General features: G+C 63.2%; 16 protein-coding genes. 4 read left to right on the top strand and 12 right to left on the bottom strand.

The window, feature by feature from the left end:
* Window positions 1-34: 34 nt before the first annotated feature.
* From addA to regB, 7 genes are all read right to left on the bottom strand, one after another.
* The gene (gene addA / locus OKQ63_RS20005) at window positions 35-3388 is read right to left on the bottom strand and encodes a double-strand break repair helicase AddA (protein ID WP_264211765.1); all 3354 of its coding nucleotides are present in this window, start codon (window positions 3386-3388) and stop codon (window positions 35-37) included.
* A complete protein-coding gene (addB, locus tag OKQ63_RS20000) occupies window positions 3385-6318 on the bottom strand; it encodes a double-strand break repair protein AddB (protein ID WP_264211764.1) in 2934 nt (977 codons plus the stop codon). Before addB ends, addA begins: the two co-directional genes overlap by 4 nt.
* Window positions 6308-7000: a nucleotidyltransferase family protein gene (locus tag OKQ63_RS19995; RefSeq protein WP_264211763.1), complete on the bottom strand. Its 693-nt coding sequence runs from the start codon at window positions 6998-7000 to the stop codon at window positions 6308-6310. The genes addB and OKQ63_RS19995 overlap by 11 nt, the downstream gene beginning before the upstream one ends.
* On the bottom strand, window positions 7000-7998 hold the full coding sequence (locus OKQ63_RS19990) for an aminoglycoside phosphotransferase family protein (RefSeq protein WP_264211762.1): 999 nt from the start codon (window positions 7996-7998) through the stop codon (window positions 7000-7002). Before OKQ63_RS19990 ends, OKQ63_RS19995 begins: the two co-directional genes overlap by 1 nt.
* Window positions 7995-8471 (bottom strand): tRNA (adenosine(37)-N6)-threonylcarbamoyltransferase complex ATPase subunit type 1 TsaE, encoded by a 477-nt coding sequence (tsaE, locus tag OKQ63_RS19985; protein ID WP_264211761.1) that lies wholly within the window; start codon window positions 8469-8471, stop codon window positions 7995-7997. Before tsaE ends, OKQ63_RS19990 begins: the two co-directional genes overlap by 4 nt.
* Before the next feature lie 49 nt (window positions 8472-8520).
* Entirely contained in the window at window positions 8521-10068 is a 1548-nt protein-coding gene (locus OKQ63_RS19980; RefSeq protein WP_264211760.1) for a PAS-domain containing protein, read from the bottom strand.
* A gap of 89 nt (window positions 10069-10157) precedes the next feature.
* Entirely contained in the window at window positions 10158-11552 is a 1395-nt protein-coding gene (gene regB, locus OKQ63_RS19975; protein ID WP_264211759.1) for a sensor histidine kinase RegB, read from the bottom strand.
* A gap of 116 nt (window positions 11553-11668) precedes the next feature.
* On the opposite strand from regB, the gene OKQ63_RS19970 reads away from it, so the two are divergent.
* Window positions 11669-12289 (top strand): SCO family protein, encoded by a 621-nt coding sequence (locus OKQ63_RS19970; protein WP_264211758.1) that lies wholly within the window; start codon window positions 11669-11671, stop codon window positions 12287-12289.
* A 78-nt stretch (window positions 12290-12367) separates the two neighbouring features.
* Entirely contained in the window at window positions 12368-12922 is a 555-nt protein-coding gene (locus OKQ63_RS19965; protein WP_039126394.1) for an ActR/PrrA/RegA family redox response regulator transcription factor, read from the top strand.
* Window positions 12923-12925: 3 nt separating this feature from the next.
* Here OKQ63_RS19965 and OKQ63_RS19960 read toward each other — a convergent pair whose 3' ends face one another.
* Window positions 12926-13522 carry an HD family hydrolase gene (locus OKQ63_RS19960; protein ID WP_264211757.1) on the bottom strand — a complete coding sequence of 199 codons (597 nt, stop codon included), beginning with the start codon at window positions 13520-13522 and terminating at the stop codon, window positions 12926-12928.
* A gap of 224 nt (window positions 13523-13746) precedes the next feature.
* Here OKQ63_RS19960 and OKQ63_RS19955 point away from each other — a divergent pair, with 224 nt between their 5' ends.
* Both OKQ63_RS19955 and ahcY read left to right on the top strand, forming a co-directional pair.
* The gene (locus OKQ63_RS19955; RefSeq protein WP_264211756.1) at window positions 13747-14061 is read left to right on the top strand and encodes a hypothetical protein; all 315 of its coding nucleotides are present in this window, start codon (window positions 13747-13749) and stop codon (window positions 14059-14061) included.
* Between the two features lie 151 nt (window positions 14062-14212).
* Entirely contained in the window at window positions 14213-15601 is a 1389-nt protein-coding gene (ahcY, locus tag OKQ63_RS19950) for an adenosylhomocysteinase (protein ID WP_264211755.1), read from the top strand.
* Between the two features lie 75 nt (window positions 15602-15676).
* On the opposite strand, the gene OKQ63_RS19945 is transcribed toward ahcY, so the two are convergent.
* From OKQ63_RS19945 to OKQ63_RS19930, 4 genes are all read right to left on the bottom strand, one after another.
* A complete protein-coding gene (locus tag OKQ63_RS19945; RefSeq protein WP_264211754.1) occupies window positions 15677-16318 on the bottom strand; it encodes a DUF899 family protein in 642 nt (213 codons plus the stop codon).
* 332 nt (window positions 16319-16650) lie between these two features.
* A complete protein-coding gene (locus OKQ63_RS19940; protein ID WP_264211753.1) occupies window positions 16651-17046 on the bottom strand; it encodes a DUF1761 domain-containing protein in 396 nt (131 codons plus the stop codon).
* A 47-nt stretch (window positions 17047-17093) separates the two neighbouring features.
* On the bottom strand, window positions 17094-17516 hold the full coding sequence (locus OKQ63_RS19935) for an EVE domain-containing protein (RefSeq protein WP_264211752.1): 423 nt from the start codon (window positions 17514-17516) through the stop codon (window positions 17094-17096).
* Window positions 17516-17788, bottom strand: a complete 273-nt coding sequence (locus OKQ63_RS19930) for a YciI family protein (protein ID WP_264211751.1) — start codon at window positions 17786-17788, stop codon at window positions 17516-17518. Before OKQ63_RS19930 ends, OKQ63_RS19935 begins: the two co-directional genes overlap by 1 nt.
* Window position 17789: the final 1 nt, after the last annotated feature.

Raw genomic sequence — 17789 nt, 5'->3', positions numbered from 1 at the left:
TGGAGTCGGAACCTAGGTACGGCTTAACCGATCGTCAAGGTTCCAGGCGCCGCATCAGGGCGCCTGTCACAAGATCGTGCGGCAACTGCATCAGGACCGCGTTCCGGGTCCAGAGCAGCGCGGTTTCAATGGTGCGGCCCGGGTAGATCTGGGCCAGCGCATGGGCATAGGCGCCCATCTGCCGCAGCAGCCCCTCGGGGCACTGCTCCGGTGTTGCCGGCACGGTGGCGTTGGATTTGAAATCCACCGCCAGGACCTTGTCCGGCGTGACGATCAGCCGGTCGATGATGCCATGCAGGCGGGTGCCGTGCAGGTCTGCAGTGATGGGCACCTCCGCCAGCGTATCCGGGCGGAACACATTGGAAAGGAGGGCATTTTTCAGAACGGCTGAAGCCTCTGCCAGCAGCTCCGCGCTGTCGTCGGCTTTCTGCAGCAGGTTCTGCGCCAGCTGCGGCCAGTCCGCTTCCGGCCGGCCGGGCAGGTGCTCCAGCAGCAGGTGCAGACGGCTGCCGCGGGCCTTGGCGGTGTCCTCATCCATTCCCTGGTCGCCGGGCAGAGCCTTGGCCCCGCCCAGGTCAGAGGGGCTGAGTGCCGGCGCCGGCGCTGTGTAAGGACCGGCCGGGCGGGTGAAGACGCTGGGCAGAGTATGTTTTTCAACGTCAGGAATGGCGGGCTCGACCAATGGCAATCCGTCCCAGTCGCCATGCTGCAGGCGCAGGCCGGTGCCACCTTCGGTGATCAGTTCCACTGCGCCGCCGTCTTGCATGGCGCGTTCCGTCATGCGGTACCAGCTGTCGCCTTGTTCACCCACTTCGCCGGCAGCGGCGACGATCAGCCACTTTTCCGCCCTGGTCAGTGCCACATACAACAGCCGCAGCCGTTCATTCTGCAATTTTTCCTGGGCGGCCTCACGGGCCGCCAGCATGGCAGCAGGCATCTGCTCCTTGGGAAGTTTCCAGACCGGCGTGCCATTGGCCAGCATGATTTCGGCGTCCCGCGGTGGCTGCCGTTTGGCAGTGTCCGGCAGGATCACGATCGGCGCCTCCAGACCCTTGGAGCCATGCACCGACATCACCCGGATCATATTGCCGGCCGCACCCATCTGGCGTTTGATTTCCAGATCGTCGGTCTGCATCCAGACCAAAAAGCCGGTGAGGCTGGGCACATCGGTTCGCTCATAGGCTAGCGCCTGTGACAGCAATGCGTTGATACCGTCCTCAGCCTCCGGGCCCAGCCGGCCTAGCAGTTTCTGGCGGCCGCAGTGACGGGTCAGAATACGTTCGATCAGATCATAGGGACGCAGGAAATCCGCATTGGCACGCAGATCGTCCAGCACCGTCATGGTTTCAGGAAATTCCTCTGCCCGCTCGCGCAAAGCCGGCCAGAGATACATCGCCTCACGCCGGTGGGCGAGATCAAACAGCGCTTGCTCGCTCCAGCCGAACAGCGGCGATTTCAGAGCCTCTGCCAGCGACAGAGAATCCTCCGGCAGCGCCAGGAACCGCAGCACCGCGGCGATATCCTTCACCGCCAGTTCCGCGCCTACCTTGAGCCGGTCGGCGCCGGCAATGGGCAATTCGGCCTTTTTGCAGGCGCGGATGATTTCCGAAAACAGGTCGGAGCGGCGCTGCACCAGGATCAGGAAATCGCCGGCCTGCACCGGGCGGCGCTGGAAGGTGCCGCGCTCGGGGCCGTCCTCGGGAATGGTGACGCCGGAGTTGATCATCTGTTTGATCGAGTGCGCGATGCGCTCCGCCAGGATCACCGCGTGATGGCGGCTGCTGGGGCGGTCGACCGGGCTGGTCCAGTCAGGATCCTCGTCATCCTCGACCTTGCCGACCACCGGCCACAGGTCCACCCGGCCCGGCAGATCGGATTTGAAGGCCCGGTGCAGTGCGTCCTTTCGGAAACCGGCGCGCGGGCTGTCGCGGAACACCAGATCGACCAGCTTCAGGATCGCGGCGGAAGAGCGGAAGGAGAAATCGAGCGAGGCATCCTGCAGCCCTGCCCCGGTTTCCGCCAACCGGTGGCCGAACTCCTGCTGCATCCGGTCAAAGGCGTCGGGATCGGCGCCCTGGAAGGAATAGATCGACTGTTTCTTGTCACCGACCACAAAGATCGTGCGCTCCACGTCCGAGCGCGCGCCCTCGCCGGCGGTGAATTCCTGCGCCAGCTTTTCGATCACGTCCCATTGCACTGGGCTGGTGTCCTGCGCCTCGTCCACCAGAATGTGGTCGATGCCGCCGTCCAAGCGGTACAACACCCAGGCGGCAACGCCCGGGTCGTTCAGCAATTGCCGCGCCTTCAGGATCAGGTCGTCAAAGTCGAGCCAGCCGCGCAGCTGCTTGCGGCGCTCGTATTCCGGCAGGAAGGCAGCGGCAAAGCGGTGCAGATCGTGGCTCTTGCGCGCGGCGGCGAGGGCCAAGCGCTTGGCCCGCGCATCCTCCACCCGCCGCATCAGCGGTTCCAGCTGATCCATTAGCGGCAGATGGGCTTCGCGCAGTTTCTTGGTCGGGAACTTGTCTATCTTGGCCGTGAACGGTTCCTTGGCGCCGGCCCCGGTCAGAAAGACGCTTTCAAGCGTGCTCAGATCGGCGAGCCCGGGCTTGCTGATGCCCGCGAGTTTTGCCGCCGCCTTCTGGTCCGTGGTGCCGCCCTGCCCCAGCATTTCCCGGGTCCGCTGCAGCAGCTCTTCCTCGCCGCCCAGAAGTACCAGCGCCTCCAGCGCGGTCTCGTCAAAACCTCCGGGCAGCTCGAACAGCTCCAGCAGCCCGTTCCAATTCAGCGGCTGGCCGAAATCGGCGCGGCGCTGGCAGATGGCAGCAGTGAGCGTCTCGAAATCGCTGTCACTGACATGGCGCGCCAGGACATCGACCAGCGGCGTTTCCGGGCCTTGGGCAAAATCCTCCATGATCTCTGCCCGCAGCAGCTGGCCCGCGCGGTCGTCCATCTCGGAAAACTGCGGGCTGACGCGGGCCTCCAGCGGGAAGCGGCGCAGCAGCGAGGCGCAGAAGGAATGGATGGTCTGGATTTTCAGCCCGCCCGGCGTCTCGATTGCGCGGGCAAACAGGGTGCGGGCCTGGGCCAGATCTTCGGCAGCGGTGTTGACCTCCCCCAGCTCGGTCAGCGCCGCGATCAGCGCCGGATCGTCCAGCATCGCCCATTCCCCCAGCCGTTTGAACAGCCGGTTCTGCATCTCGCTGGCGGCGGCCTTGGTGTAGGTGAGGCAGAGGATATGCTGCGGCTGCACACCCTGCAGCAGCAGCCGCGCCACCCGGTCGGTCAGCACCTTGGTCTTGCCGGAACCCGCATTGGCCGCCAGCCAGGTGGAGGCATCGGGCCGGGCGGCGCGGAACTGCGCCTCAGAGGCGGCGTCGCGGATGGTCATGTCAGATCCTCCGGCTGCGGTTCGGCGCTGCGGTCCCATTCGCCATAGCGTGCGAGGTGGTCGTAATCGCCGGCGATGTCATCCCGGTGCACCATGCGGCGGCTCGAATATCCTTGATCAGGCTCGAAATAGGCCCCGATTAATGTGCGCAGTTCATCCCAGATCTTGCAGGGCGGCTCGTCTTCCAGCGGCGCGCGCACTTCGCTCAATTTGCTGCCCAATCCTATGAACAGCGCGCGGGCAACCTCCGCCGGGCCAAATTCCTCAAAGGCACCTTCTTCGGCCATTGCGGCTTCGATCAGCAGCTGTTTTTCGAATTTCTTCTGCTGCGCCTCGCTGGGCGGGGTGCCGGTCTTGTAGTCGTAGAGGTGCAGAAAACCGCGGTCGTCCATGTCGATCCGGTCGGCGCGGCAGGCGATGGTGAAATCCAGCGGATCCAGCCGGGCACTGCCCTTGGCTTCGAACGCCACAGGTTTTGCGCGGGCCTGGCGCTCTTGCTCGGCGAGCACGAAATCGCTGGCAATCTTGCGGATGCGGCTGTGCCACAGAATGCGGGCGACGGGCCACGGTACATGGGTTTCCAGCAATTCGCGGGTCTTCTCGACCAGGTGGCTGGCGGTCAGCACGCCCGGGTTGGCCTGGGTTTCCTTGATGAAATGCTCAAACACCTCATGCACCACGATGCCGCGCAGCAGGGCATCCGGCTCCTGCACCAGAGGGTTAAGCGGTTTCAGCCGCAGCACATGTTTGGCGTAGATCGCATAGGGGTCGCGGATCAGCCGCGGGATTTCGGTGATGGTGAGACGGCGCGGGCGGGCTGCCACCGGCGGGCAGGGGGACGGGCGGGGATACTGCGGGATCGGCGTGGGTTCTTCCAGCGCCTCCGCCCAGCCGAGCCACTGGCGGCCTTTGGTCCGCATCATGTCCAGCGCATCACGGCCGCCTTGCTGCGGCAGCCCGGACAGCAGGTTGGTCAGCCGGTTCAGCCAGCGCGAGGGCACGGTGTCGGCTTCTTCCGAGCGTTCGGCGCGGGTCAGCCAGACCTCGGGCGCGGCGATTGCCTGCTGGAAGTCATGCGCCGACAGGCCGATGCGGCGTTCGGGCAGCAAAAGGCCCGCCTGGTTGCGCAACTGGCGGTTCAGCCAGGGATCGGGGCTGGCGGCTTCGGGCCAGCTGCCTTCGTTGAGGCCGCCGAGTATCACGAGATCGGCGCCCTGCACACGCGCCTCCAGCGTGCCCCAGATCATGATCGAACCATAAGGCGCATCGCGGTCGCGGACCTCGCCCTGGCTCAGCAGCGCGCCCAGCAGGTCGGCAAAATCGCGGGCGGACATCTCGCCGCCATAGGGGGCCTCAGCCTCCAGGTTTTCGATGCAGGCAAGCGCGGCCTGGCCGGCTTTTTTGTCCCACAGCGTGCCGGGACCCTCGGCCTGGCTGCCGGCAGCTATGCTTTCGGCCAGTGTGCGCAGACGCTGGATCCAGCCTGTCAGGGGCAGGGTGCCGGCAGTCTCCTGGCCGGTAAAACAGTTGCTCAGCCAGCCTGTCCAGCCAGGCGTCAGCCCACGTCCGTGTTCAAAAGCAGCAAAGGCAGCGGCATCGGGGAAGGGCGGGCCGTTGCGGCGCAAGGACAGCTCCAGCTCCCGAGTCTGGCGCAGATGGTTGCCGCGGTCCGCGCCGTCATGGGTGAGCGGGTGTTTCAGCAAGGTCAGCAGGCTGTCGCAGGCCAGCGGTTTGCAGAACAACCCCGCCACATGGCGCAGGAACCGGCCCGGCGGTGACAGCTGCAGCGGCTGGCCGGCAGAGTCATCGGGCAGAATGTCCCAGCGGTCCAGCGCCGCGGCGATCTGGCGGGTCAGCATCCGGTCCGGGGTGATCAGCGCCGCGGTCTGACCGTCCTCCGCTGCCTGCCGCAGACGCAACGCAATGGCCAGCGCCTCGGAACGAGGGCTGGGGGCCTCGACCAGAGTGACGTTTCCGGTGGCCTTGTCCAAGCCGGTCAGCTGCGGACCCTCGCTCATCCAGGCGTCGGTCACCGGGGCAGGGCGCAGGGCCAGCGACACCAGACGGTTGCGCTCGGGCGAGGCTGGCGGGGCAAGTGTCCAGGGCTGCACGTCGCCCGGGGCAAGCTCCAGATCCTTCATCAGCCTGTGGAACCGGTATTGCGGGTGATCCTCGGACATCATCGGATCATCCAGCCCGCTCCAGACGCGGTCCGGTTGGTCAAAGTCGAACCCGGGCAGCACCACTGCACCCTGCGGCAGCCGCGCGATTGCCTGCATCAGCATCAGCGTTGTACCGCGCGAACCGGTGGAGCCTGCCAGGATCACCGGATGCTGCGGCGGGGTGTGCTGCCATTGTCCGATCAGGTTCAGCACCACCTGGCGCTGCCGTGCCTGAGCGTCCATCGCGCCCTCGTGCAGGCCGGCGAACTCGTCCGCAATGCCGATAAAGGCCTGTGCGCGTGCCCAATGGCCGGACATGTCAGAAACATCCAGATCGCGGATCACATCGGTGCTGACGCCTTCGCCCTGCATTTCATCGATCAGCGCGGCGAGGCTGTCGGACAGGTCATAGAGAGAGGCGCGGGAGGCCAGGTCAGGCTGTGCGTCCAGCAGCTTCGCAATCAGCTGCGACAGCTCCAGCCGGCGCCGCAAAGGGGGCAGGGCGGGCGGCAGGCCGTCCATCGCGGCGCGCTGGTCCAGATCGGCCAGCAGCAGCATCCGCGGCAGCAGCATGGCAGGGCCCGCATCAAACAGGCTGCGTACCCGGCGCGCCATACGGGAGGTGTTGACGATCAGTTCAGTCCGCGCCAGTGCCTCCGGCGGCAGATCCTGGCTGCGGCTGCGCAGGCCTTCGACCAGAGCACACGGAAAATCGACGCCGCAGGGCACGGCAAACAGGCGCGGTTTGGCGGATGGTTCAAACATCATCTGCGGCAATCAGGTCCTCGGCCATTATGATCCCTTCAGGATGGCCCACATCGCACCAGCGGCCGGGATATTCCAGCGCAAACAGGCGGTCGGCCGCCGCCATTTGGTTCCAGAGCACGTTCAGTGAGAAAACCCGGTCCTCCACCTGATGCAGCGTGTCCGTTTTCAGGATCTGCACCCCGCCATAGACCAGTTGGCCGCCGCGGCTGATCCGGCCTTCGGCATCTGCCGAGAAATCGCCGTCACCAGCACGGCCCACGGCACGCGCCAGCGGCACGCAGACCAGGAGTGCGTCCATGCGCTCCGGATCCCAAGCCTCCCGGGCCAGTTGCAGCGGGTTCGGTCCTTTCCAGATGGCATCGGTGTTCATGGTGAAGACCGGGCCGTCCCCGAGTAGCGGCAGGGCATGGCGCAACCCGCCGCCGGTGTCGAGAATGTCTGGAGTCTCAAAGCTGAGGCGCACGTTTTCAGGCTCCAAGAAGGCCTTCAGCGGCTCAGGCCTGTAATGCAGATTTGCGGCGATCCGGACCGGTTGGATCGCCCGGGCGAGCTCCAGCGCATGGGCGATCAGCGGTTGGCCAGCTACCTTGATCATCGGTTTCGGTGTGTCGCGGGTCAGCTCACGCATCCGGGTGCCAAAGCCTGCGGCAAACAGCATGACGGCGTCGGGAGAGTGCCGCATCAGGGTCTCAACCTGTCCAGGTTTTCAGGCGTTGGCGCCGGCAGGCAGTCCTGCAGGAGCCCCGCCACCGGAGCCAGAGCCGGGTGGTCCAGCCCGCGGACGAAATGGTCCCACACCCGCGGGATCAGGTCGACGTAATGGGGCTTGCCGTATTCCTGGCTGAGCCGGGCAAAGACGCCGAGGATGCGCAGGTTCCGCTGCACCCCGAGCACGGCATAGGCGGTGCGGAAGCCCGACTCGTCCACGCCGGCGGCCGTGATGTAGCGGCTCATCATATGCATCTCGATTCCGGCCGGCACGTCGCGGCGGGCATCCTGCAGAAGCGAGACCAGATCATAAGCCCGGTGGCCTGAGCGGGCGTCCTGAAAATCCAGCAGGCCAACGCGGGCCACCCCGGTGCGGTCCGGCAGCCACAGCAGGTTTTCAGCGTGATAGTCCCGCTGCACCAGCACGGCATCGCACTTGACGGTTTCACGCAGGATATCTTCAAACAGGTCCTCGAAGCGGGACTGCAAGTCCGCGTCATGGCCGCCAAGAATGCCGTCGCGGTACTTCGACAGCACCAGCCCTGCCATTTCGGACATCATCCGCGGCCCGTAAGGTTCCAGATCTGGCATCGGCGCCCGGTGCAAGGCCACAAGAACATCGGTTGCTGCCTCGTAAAGGGGCTTCTCAAGGGCCGGCTCGCGCAGGACCACGCGGGCAAATAGATCATCGCCCAAGTCTTCGAGCAGCAGGAAACCGTGTTCGACGTCCTGTGCCAGGATTGCCGGAGCGCTGAGGCCTTGGGCGCGCAGGTATTCGGCAATGCGGACGAAGGGACGGGCATCCTCGCCCTTTTCCGGCGGCGCGTCCATCAGAACAGCCGTTCCGCCGCGCGGCCCCGCAAGCCGTTCGTAGCGGCGGTTGGAGGCATCGCCGGCCAGCGGGCCGCGCTGCCACTCTGCATACGGGGTGGCGGAGAGGAAAGCCCCGCACAGGGTTTCGCGGTCTGTCATGCCCAGAGGCGCTCCATCAGGGGCTGCCATTTCGGATCGCTCCAGCGGAGCGTCAGATGGCGGCGGTCTTCGTGTTCCGGGTCCAGTGCCAGCGTCAGGTGCAGGGCGTGCGCAGGTGTCAGCTCGGCCAGCCGGCCGGGCCATTCGACCAGGCATATTGCGGTCTCGAATGCCTCGGTCAGTCCCAGTTCCTCCAGTTCCTCCAATGCGGATAACCGGTAGAGATCGGTGTGCCAAAGTTCTCCCGCAGGCACGTCGTACGTCTGTACCAGCGTGAAAGTCGGCGACGGCACGTCTTCCGGGACCTCCATCAGAGTTTGGATCAGATGCCGGGCGAAATGGGTCTTGCCTGCGCCGATAACCCCGTCCAGCAGCAGGCAATCGCCGGGGCGCAAGGCCTCGGCGATCCGTGCGGCCAGCAGGGCCGTGTCATCCGGTGAGTTCAGCGTGCAAGCCGCGGTATCCGTGGTCATGCCGGTACAATGGCGCCGCCAGAAGGCTGCTGCAAGCCGGTTTCCCGGCTCAGCCCTGGCTGATGGCAGGGAAGCGCTCCTCGCCTGCCGGCAGCGCCGCGGTTTCCGGGGTGCGGAAGCTGATCATAGTGGCACCATTCTGAATGGCGGAAACCCTGCAGAGCAGCGGTTTGCCATCACGCAGATGCACACGGGACCACCAGGGATCGCGGGTTTCGCAGCCGGCAACAAAGTCGCGGATCTCGCCCCAGACCGGAGTCGGCGCGCAGGTGTCCTGCCAGATCCGGCTGGCATCCATGATCGACACTTTGGCAAAGCTGGCTTCCGGGTCCATCTGCCAGAGGCTGCGGTATGCACTGTTGGAAAAGCTCAGGCTGCCGTCGTTGGCAAAGACAGCAATGGCTTCCTCCATCTGGTCGAGGATCGACTGGCCCACTTCCAGCTCGGAGCGGAACTGGCGGGTGAGTGTGACCTCGGCGGTGATGTCCTCGAACAGGAAGGCAATGGCGCCGTCCGGGTGCGGCCTTCCCGACACCTTGTAGACGGAACCCGATGGCAGCGACCAGGTTTCCTGGTACCGCCCCTCGGCGGCTGCCTCCAGCAGGTCAGCCATCTGGTGGCGCCAGCTGGAGTAGCTTTTGGGTTCCGGCATCATCCGCTGGTCGCGCAGCCGGTCAAAGAAGGTGAGCAGGTTCGGCCGCGAGCTGAGAAAATTTGCGGGCAGGGCGGTCAGGTCGATCAGAACCGGGTTGAACAGCACCAGTTGGCGGTTGCGGTCAAAGATAGCGAGACCGATCGACAGCTGGGCAAAGGTTTTGGCTAGAGTCTGCACGAAGTTGCGCTGGGCAACCTCGGCGTCGACCACGGCGTTCACGTCGACCGCATGGCACAGCCAGCCGGCCTCGGTTTCGGTGGTCGAGACGTTGTACCAAAGTTTCTTGCTGCTTTCCGGCAACGGGATGTAAATTCGTTCCGGCTTGCCGCTGGTCATCGGATCATGGAGATCGGTGAACAATGGGTCGGAAAAATCGGCATTGCGGCCGCGGATCTTCTGGCGCAGGTCGTCATAGGCGAGATTGGACCAAGTGACGTTGCCTTCTTCCGACTGCAGCCACACGGGGTAGGGCGCCTGATGCACTGCGGCACGCAGGGTGGTTAGCTCCTGATCGAGAGATTTGTTCTGTTCTTCCAATGTGCTGCGGCGCAGCTGCACACGGGTGACCCCGTCGATCCATTCGCAATGCGCTTCGCGGCTTTCAGCAGACGCGGTACCCGAGAGCACCAACGGGCCGACATCCTTGAGGAATCCCGGCGATTGCGGCAGGCCCGGGTAGCTGCGGGCGAGCTGGTCGCGCAGCATGCCCCAGTCAAAGTTTTCCGCCTGATCGCCGATGAATCTGCGCGCGCCCGAGGACCAGCCGATCAGGCTGTTGTCATCGAAAAGGAAAACCGCATCGGTGCGTCCGTCGCCGGCCAGCAGGTCGTGCTCCATGCCGTGGCGGCGCGGATTGGGCGACAGCCACCAGACCGCAGCCGCCGCTGTTGCAGCGCACAGTGCCGCCAGTACAAACCATTCGATCGAAGCGAAGTCCTGCATGTTGTCCTGTCCAGTTCAGCTCTCGTTTACCCGCATGGTTCCCTAATAATGGTTAAATGAAGTTTAATTGGTTGCCCAAAAGTGAATAGTTAAATTTCTAAAGGTAAATTTTTTCCGATGACAGGCCCCCCGTCCGCCATGGCGTCGATCTTATTGCGCGGCCAGGCGACCTCGACAATGGCGCCGTGCCGTTCGCGGTAGGGGCTGAGGGTCTGGAACGGGTCCGCCCCATTGGCGAATCTCAGTTGTGCCCCGGTGCGCTGCAGAAGGGTTTTAGCTATGAATAGGCCCAGGCCCATGCCTTCATATTCGGGCCGCTGCTTAAGCTCGCTTTCCCCCCGGCGGCGGCGCACAAAGGGATCGCCGATGCGGCCCAGCAGGTGCGGCGGGAATCCTTGCCCGTCATCGCAGATCCGCAGGACAATCCGGTCGTCGTTCCAGGCAGCATCAATCCAAACGGTGGACTGGGAAAAATCGACCGCATTCTGCACCAGATTGCGCAGGCCATGAATTATTTCCGGCTTGCGCATGACAGTCGGCTGCTGGAAATCACCGCCCTCCAGCGGCTCTTCGTGGTAGATGACGGTTTTGCCGCGGTTCATATGCGGTTCCGCGGCCTCGGTTATCAGCGAGGAAAACGGTGCCTGCCGCAGGTGCAGGTCGTCTTTGCCGGCCCGGCCCATGCCGCGGAGGATATCGCGGCAGCGGTCGGCCTGTTCGCGGATCAGCGCGGCGTCCTCGCGCAGGTCGGGGCGGTCGTCCAGCTCTTCGATCAGCTCGGCGCTGGCGAGCTTGATGGTGGCGAGCGGCGTGCCCAGTTCATGCGCGGCGGCGGCTACCACACCGCCCAGGTCGGTCAGCTTCTGCTCGCGTGACAGGGCCAGCTGGGTGGCGCTCAGCGCATCCGACATCGACCGCATCTCGTTGCTGACACGGAAGGAATAGGCGCCGATGAACAGGATGGCGATGACGATGGCGATCCAGTTGCCGAAGATGAACACATCGGGGATGCGCAGGACAAAGCCCTGTTCGGTGCGCAGCGGCAGGTGAAACTCCGCCATCAACGTGACCAGGATGATGGCAGTGGCGCCGATGATCAGAGTGGACCGCAGCCCCATCACCGCGGCGGAAATCGTCACCGGCCCCAGCACCAGCAGCGCAAAGGGGTTGTTCAGACCGCCGGTCAGGTACACGAGGAATGCCAGCTGCAGCAGGTCGAACAGCACCATCAGGAAGTTTTCGAACTCGGTCAGGCGCTTGTTTTCCGGGAAGGCGAAGATGGCGATCAGGTTGCCCGCGGCCGAGATGCCGATGGCCAGGTAGCACAAGCCAAGCTCCAGTTGCAGGTTGAACCGGTACTGCGCCACCGCAATGGCGGTGACCTGTCCGGCAATCGCTACCCAGCGCAGCAGGATCAGCGTCCGCAGCCGGATCCAGTGGCTTTGGCCGTGGCCGCTCATCAGCCTGAAGATGCGATCGCTCATTTGGTCCGGTGCTCCCGCAGATGTGACGCCGTGCGCCAGTTGCATCGGCTGTATTTCTTGATAGGTCTGGCACCGCAAACGATCAACAACCCTTCCCTCACGAAAAGTGTGATCTCATGACCCGCGTTTATGCTCTTTTTGCTGCTGCTTTTGTTGCTGCCCTGGTGGGCGGCGCCTGGTTTCTGACGCAGGGAGGCAATGGGGGTGACAAATTCGCACAGTGCCGCAGCAGCCAGATCGCCGGCGGTACCGATACCATTGGCGGGCCGTTCGAGCTGGTCAACGCCAGGGGCGAGACCGTCACCGACAAAGATGTGATCACCGAGCCGTCAATTGTCTATTTCGGTTACACCTTCTGCCCCGACGTCTGCCCGATGGATTCAGCCCGCAACGCCGATGCCGTCGATGTGCTGGCCGAGCGCGGCATCAGTGTGACTCCGGTGTTCATTTCCATCGACCCGGACCGCGATACCCCTGAAGCTGTTGGTGATTTTGCGGAAAACCTGCACGAAAAGATGATTGGCCTGACGGGTTCCCTGGAGCAGGTAAAGGCGGCCAGCAAGGCCTACAAAACCTACTTCAAGAAGAATGAGGGTGATGAGGATTACTATCTGGTCGACCATTCCACCTTTTCCTACCTGGTGCTGCCCGAAGAGGGGTTCGTGGAGTTCTTCCGGCGCGATGAAACGGCAGAGCAGATGGCTGACAAGACCGCCTGCTTTGTCGGGAAAATCTGAAGCAGGATAGCTGTTTGACCTTTCCCCTTGCCCGGACATATTCTTGCGTGAACTGAAAAACTTCGCGGAGGACCGGGCATGGCCGAAACTGCTCTGCAGGACATTGGACCCGACAAGACGCTGCTGCTGGTCGATGACGACGAGCCGTTTCTGCGGCGTTTGGCCAAGGCAATGGAGAAACGCGGCTTCGAGGTGGAGACTGCTGGCTCCGTTGCCGCAGGCAGCGCTATCGCCACCGCCCGCCCGCCGGCCTATGCGGTGGTTGATTTGCGGCTGGAAGACGGCAACGGCCTGGATGTGGTCGAGGTGCTGCGCGAGAAACGGCCCGACAGCCGGGTTGTGGTGCTGACCGGCTATGGCGCCATCGCCACCGCGGTCGCCGCGGTCAAAATCGGCGCAACCGACTACCTGTCCAAGCCCGCCGATGCCACCGACATCATGAATGCGCTGCTGGCCAGCGGCGATGAGCTGCCGCCGCCGCCGGAAAACCCGATGAGCGCCGACCGGGTGCGCTGGGAGCATATCCAGCGGATTTATGAGCTGTGCGACCGCAATGTCTCGGAGACCGCACGGCGGCTGAACATGCACCGCCGCACGCTGCAGAGGATCCTGGCCAAGCGCAGCCCCCGCTGACCGTCAGAGCTGTGCCATCAGATCCGCGTGGCGACCGAGAAATGCCATCCGGGTTTCGACTGGCGGACGCAGCACGATGTCCAGGCCGTCCACGATCTCCGGTTTCGGGCGGCCGAAAAAGCGGCCCGCTTCCTGCTGTGAAAACCCGGCGATCTGCACAGCCTCCATCCAGGCGCTGACCTTGTCGGCGCGCTTGATCTGCGCCTTCACTGTCTTGGGCAGGGCTGCGGGCAGCCCGAACCGCAGATGGATGGCTGCGGTCAGCCGCTGGTCCAGCTCGCCATAGCCCGGACCCACTGCGGCTTTCACTGGCGAAATCATGTCGCCGATCACATACTCCGGCGCATCATGCAGCAGTGCCGCCAGCCGCCATTTGACCGGAGCGTTGGGGTGCATCCGGCCATAGATGTCCTCCACCAGCAGCGAATGCTCAGCCACCGAATAGGCAAAATCGCCCATCGTCTGGCCGTTCCAGCGCGCCACAAAGGCCAGCCCGTGGGCAATATCCTGGATCTCTATATCCACCGGTGTCGGATCCAGCAGATCCAGGCGGCGGCCGGAGAGCATACGCTGCCAGGCGCGGGCGGGTTTGGCGGGCATGTGCGTGTCCTGTCACTGTAATCTCCTTTCTGACTACCTGCTGAAGCAGGGCCGGGCAATGCCTGCTGCTGTGGCACGAACACGGATGGAAACGGGGTGTTTACGCCCCGCGGGTTTGAAAAAGATGCCGCCTGCACCAATATTATATGTATCCAAGGGGCACCGCCCCCACCCTGCGGCAAACCCCTTTTCGTGATGTGACACGCAACAGAAAGGAGTTTGTCATGTTCAAGCGTCTACTTGGTCTTTCCCTGTTGTTCGGCATGGCTGCAACAGCGCCGCCTGTCTGGGCAGCCAGCTGCGGCGACCGTGAGATCATGACCCAGAAGCTGGAAAGCGGATACTCCGAACGGCTGACCGCCGGCGGATTGCAGAAAAGCCGGCCCGAAGCCACTGTGATCGAGGTCTGGTCGTCGGATGAAACTGGAACCTTTACCGTTTTGGTTACACATGCAAACGGGATCAGCTGCGTTGTTGCAACCGGTTCCTCCTTTTTCCACATTACGGACAAAGCGCCGGATCCAGGCACGCCAAGCTGACTTTGGCAGCCTGACAGGCTTCCCCCTACAGCCTGACCGACAATAAAAAGCCAGGGCCTGAGGCTCCGGCTGCGGGTATCTTCGTTGAATATCAACAATTGCAGTGTTACGCCCTGCTGCAAGTGTACTCGTAACCGGAATGGAGCAGACTATGGCCGGGGATTATATCGTCAAGGACATCGCGCTGGCAGGCTTTGGCCGCAAGGAGCTGGACATTGCCGAAACCGAAATGCCGGGACTGATGGCCCTGCGCGAGGAATACGGCGAAAGCAAACCGCTGAAAGGCGCGCGCATCGTCGGCTCGCTGCACATGACCATCCAGACGGCGGTGCTGATCGAAACGCTGGTGGCGCTGGGCGCGGATGTGCGCTGGGCGTCCTGCAACATTTTCTCGACACAGGACCACGCCGCCGCAGCAATTGCCGAAGCCGGCATTCCGGTTTTTGCCATCAAGGGCCAGTCTCTGGAAGAGCATTGGGATTACCTCGACAAGTCCTTCATGTTCCCGGAAGGCGCCAACCTGATCCTCGACGACGGCGGCGACGCCACGCTTTATGTGCTGCTGGGTGCGCGGGCTGAAGCCGGCGAGGACATCATCCCGGTGCCGCAGTCCGAGGAAGAGGCCGTCATCAAGGCGCAGATCGCCAAGCGCATGGAAGCCTCGCCCGGCTGGTTCACCAAGACCCGCGACGCGATCCTCGGCGTTTCCGAGGAAACCACCACCGGTGTTCACCGTCTGTATGACCTGCAGAAAAACGGCCAGCTGCCGTTCCCGGCGATCAACGTCAACGACTCGGTCACCAAATCCAAGTTCGACAATAAATACGGCTGCAAGGAATCGCTGGTCGACGGCATCCGCCGCGCCACCGACACCATGATGGCCGGCAAGGTTGCCGTGGTCTGCGGCTATGGCGACGTGGGCAAAGGCTCTGCCGCCTCCCTGCGCGGTGCAGGCGCCCGGGTGAAAGTCACCGAAGCCGACCCGATCTGCGCGTTGCAGGCCGCGATGGACGGTTTTGAAGTGGTGCTTCTCGAGGACGTCGTGTCCTCTGCCGATATCTTCATCACCACCACCGGCAACAAGGACGTGATCCGCATCGAGCACATGCGCGAGATGAAGGACATGGCGATTGTCGGCAACATCGGCCACTTCGACAACGAGATCCAGGTCGCGGCGCTGAAGAACCACAAGTGGACCAACATCAAGGACCAGGTGGATATGATCGAGATGCCCTCGGGCAGCCGCATCATCCTGCTGTCCGAAGGCCGCCTGCTGAACCTCGGCAACGCCACCGGCCACCCGTCTTTCGTGATGTCCGCCTCCTTCACCAACCAGGTTCTGGCCCAGATCGAGCTGTGGACCCGCGGCGACCACTACAACAATGACGTCTACATTCTGCCCAAGCATCTGGACGAGAAAGTCGCCCGGCTGCACCTGGGCCGCATCGGCGTCAAACTGACCGAACTGAGCGCCGAGCAGGCCGCCTATATCGGCGTCAAGCCGGAAGGCCCGTTCAAGCCGGAGCACTACCGCTACTAAGCTGGTGTGTCAGGAAAAGTCAGCGCCGCTGGAGCGGTCCGGCGGCGCTTCTTCTTTGCGGTCAGCCTGTCGGCCCTAGCTGGGCATGTGGCCGCCGCGGCCTTCGGGCGTGAGGTCGAACAAGTTCCACATCGGCCACAGGGCATCGATATGGCGCGGTTGCCATGGGCTGGGCTCAAAGAACATTTCAGACCCCCAGAAATGCCGGATGCCATCCTCGGACTTTGCGAAGACGTGCAGCATCGGCAGCTGCGCGCCGCCGTCGTCCTCTGCCAGATAGTCCCGCTGGTAGCTGGTGGCCTCTGCGGAATAGAGCGGCAAGTCCTGCCAACCTTTTTCCGCCTGCAGCATGGCCAGCCGCTTCGGCGAAGATTGTGCGACAACCGCAAAACCCATACGCGCCTCCACGTGGGAGATCTGCCCGCGCATGCCGTCCAGAAAGGCGGAACACATCGGGCAGGCCTTTTTGGCGCTTGGCCCGTACATAAGTGAGTAGATAGCCAGCGTGTTGCGGCTGCCAAACAGGTCCTGAATGGACATTGCAGTACCGCTGGTGCTGCGGAATATGTAATTCTCCGCAATCTTGCCGCCGGAAGGAAGGGCACGGCGCAGTCTGGCAACTTCTTCGGTCTGCGCCCGCAGTGCGAGTTCAGCCTCCAGCAAATTTTTGCGGGCGGCTCGGTAGGCGGCGCTTTCGTTGGGGAGGCTAACAGACATGACGTGCCCTTCCTGGCTGGCAAGCAATATAATTAACTATATTGTTAAATATAGGCGCTGCCTGTCAAGAGGCGCGCTGCTGCCAGAAGGGTCCCTTAAGAATCGCCGAGCCCTGGAGGCGGTTCCGATTTAACTCGCATTGTCCGGGTTATTGCTTTGCGGAATCGGGCACAGAGCGCCTATACCTAAGACACCGGCCAGGACGGCCAGGAACCAGATTTTCATACGCGTGTGGTGGATTGTGGAGCACGCGGGGTGGAAGGGAAGGTCCTGATTGTCCTCAGGTCCTTCCCTTTTTCATTTCAGACCCCTGACATTTTAAACCTGTCACCTCAAAACAGGGTCAGCACCAGGCCGGCGGCTGCGCAGGCCAAAGTAGCATAGCCGCCGTCGATCAGCGTCAGCTTAACGGGACGCATCCCATACATGTTGTTGAGTGCAATCCAGGGGCTGATGAAGAACAGCCCGATGCCGGCGCCGCCAATCAGCCCGGCGCCCAGGGTGTCGATGCCGGACAGGGTGAACACGTGGCGCATCATGCCCGCCACGATCAGCTGCAGAACAAAGGCCAAGGCAAAGATCACCGGGCTCTGGCCGCCCTTCGGTCTGCCGGTCTCGTCACACTCGACACCGGACGCCTCGACCCAAGGTTTGGCCAGGGCGCCATAGTAGCCGGCACCCAAGGCAAATGCCGCCGCTGCCGCCGCAATCACATTCAGAAATTCCATGATGCTCCTCTCAATGGTGTCAGCCACTTGAGGAGCAGATTGGCAGATCAGCCGGGATCTGTCTCCCCCAGCGCGCAGACGGCGGCCCACTCGGCCTCGCTCACCGGCTGCACCGACAGGCGGGAATTCTTGACCAGAACCATCTCCTCCAGACGCGGATCGGATTTGATCTGATCAAGACTCACAGGCTTGCTAAAAGGGCGCACCGCCTTGATGTCGACGCATTCCCAGCGGTCGTCAACGGTTGTGCTGTCGGGATGGGCCTCGGCGCAGACCTCGACAATGCCGACCACTGCTTTTTCCTTCTGCGAGTGATAAAAAAAGCCGCGGTCGCCAATTTTCATTTCGCGCATGAAGTTGCGCGCCTGGTAGTTGCGCACGCCGTCCCATTCCTCACCCGCGCTGCCTTTGGAGACCTGGTCATCCCAGCTCCAGGTGGAGGGTTCGGACTTGAACAGCCAGTAGCGCATCAGCCGATGACCTTTTTCCAGGTGATCAATTCGACAGCTTCAAAGAGGCCCGCCTTGCTGTAAGGGTCGTTTGCCGCCCAAGCCTCGCCGGCTGCCATGTCTTCGACGTCAAGGATAACCAGAGATCCCGCCATATTGCCATCCTGATCCAGCAGCGGGCCTGCCTGCGCCACGGCTCCGGTGTCGTTGATATAGGCCAGATGGGCGTCACGGTTGTCCAGGCGGGTCTGCAAATGGCCGGGTTTGTCGCGGGCGATCAATGCGATGAGCATT

The sequence above is a fragment of the Leisingera thetidis genome (assembly GCF_025857195.1).
Lineage (GTDB): Bacteria > Pseudomonadota > Alphaproteobacteria > Rhodobacterales > Rhodobacteraceae > Leisingera > Leisingera thetidis.
This window is presented reverse-complemented; position numbering and strand designations above follow the sequence as displayed.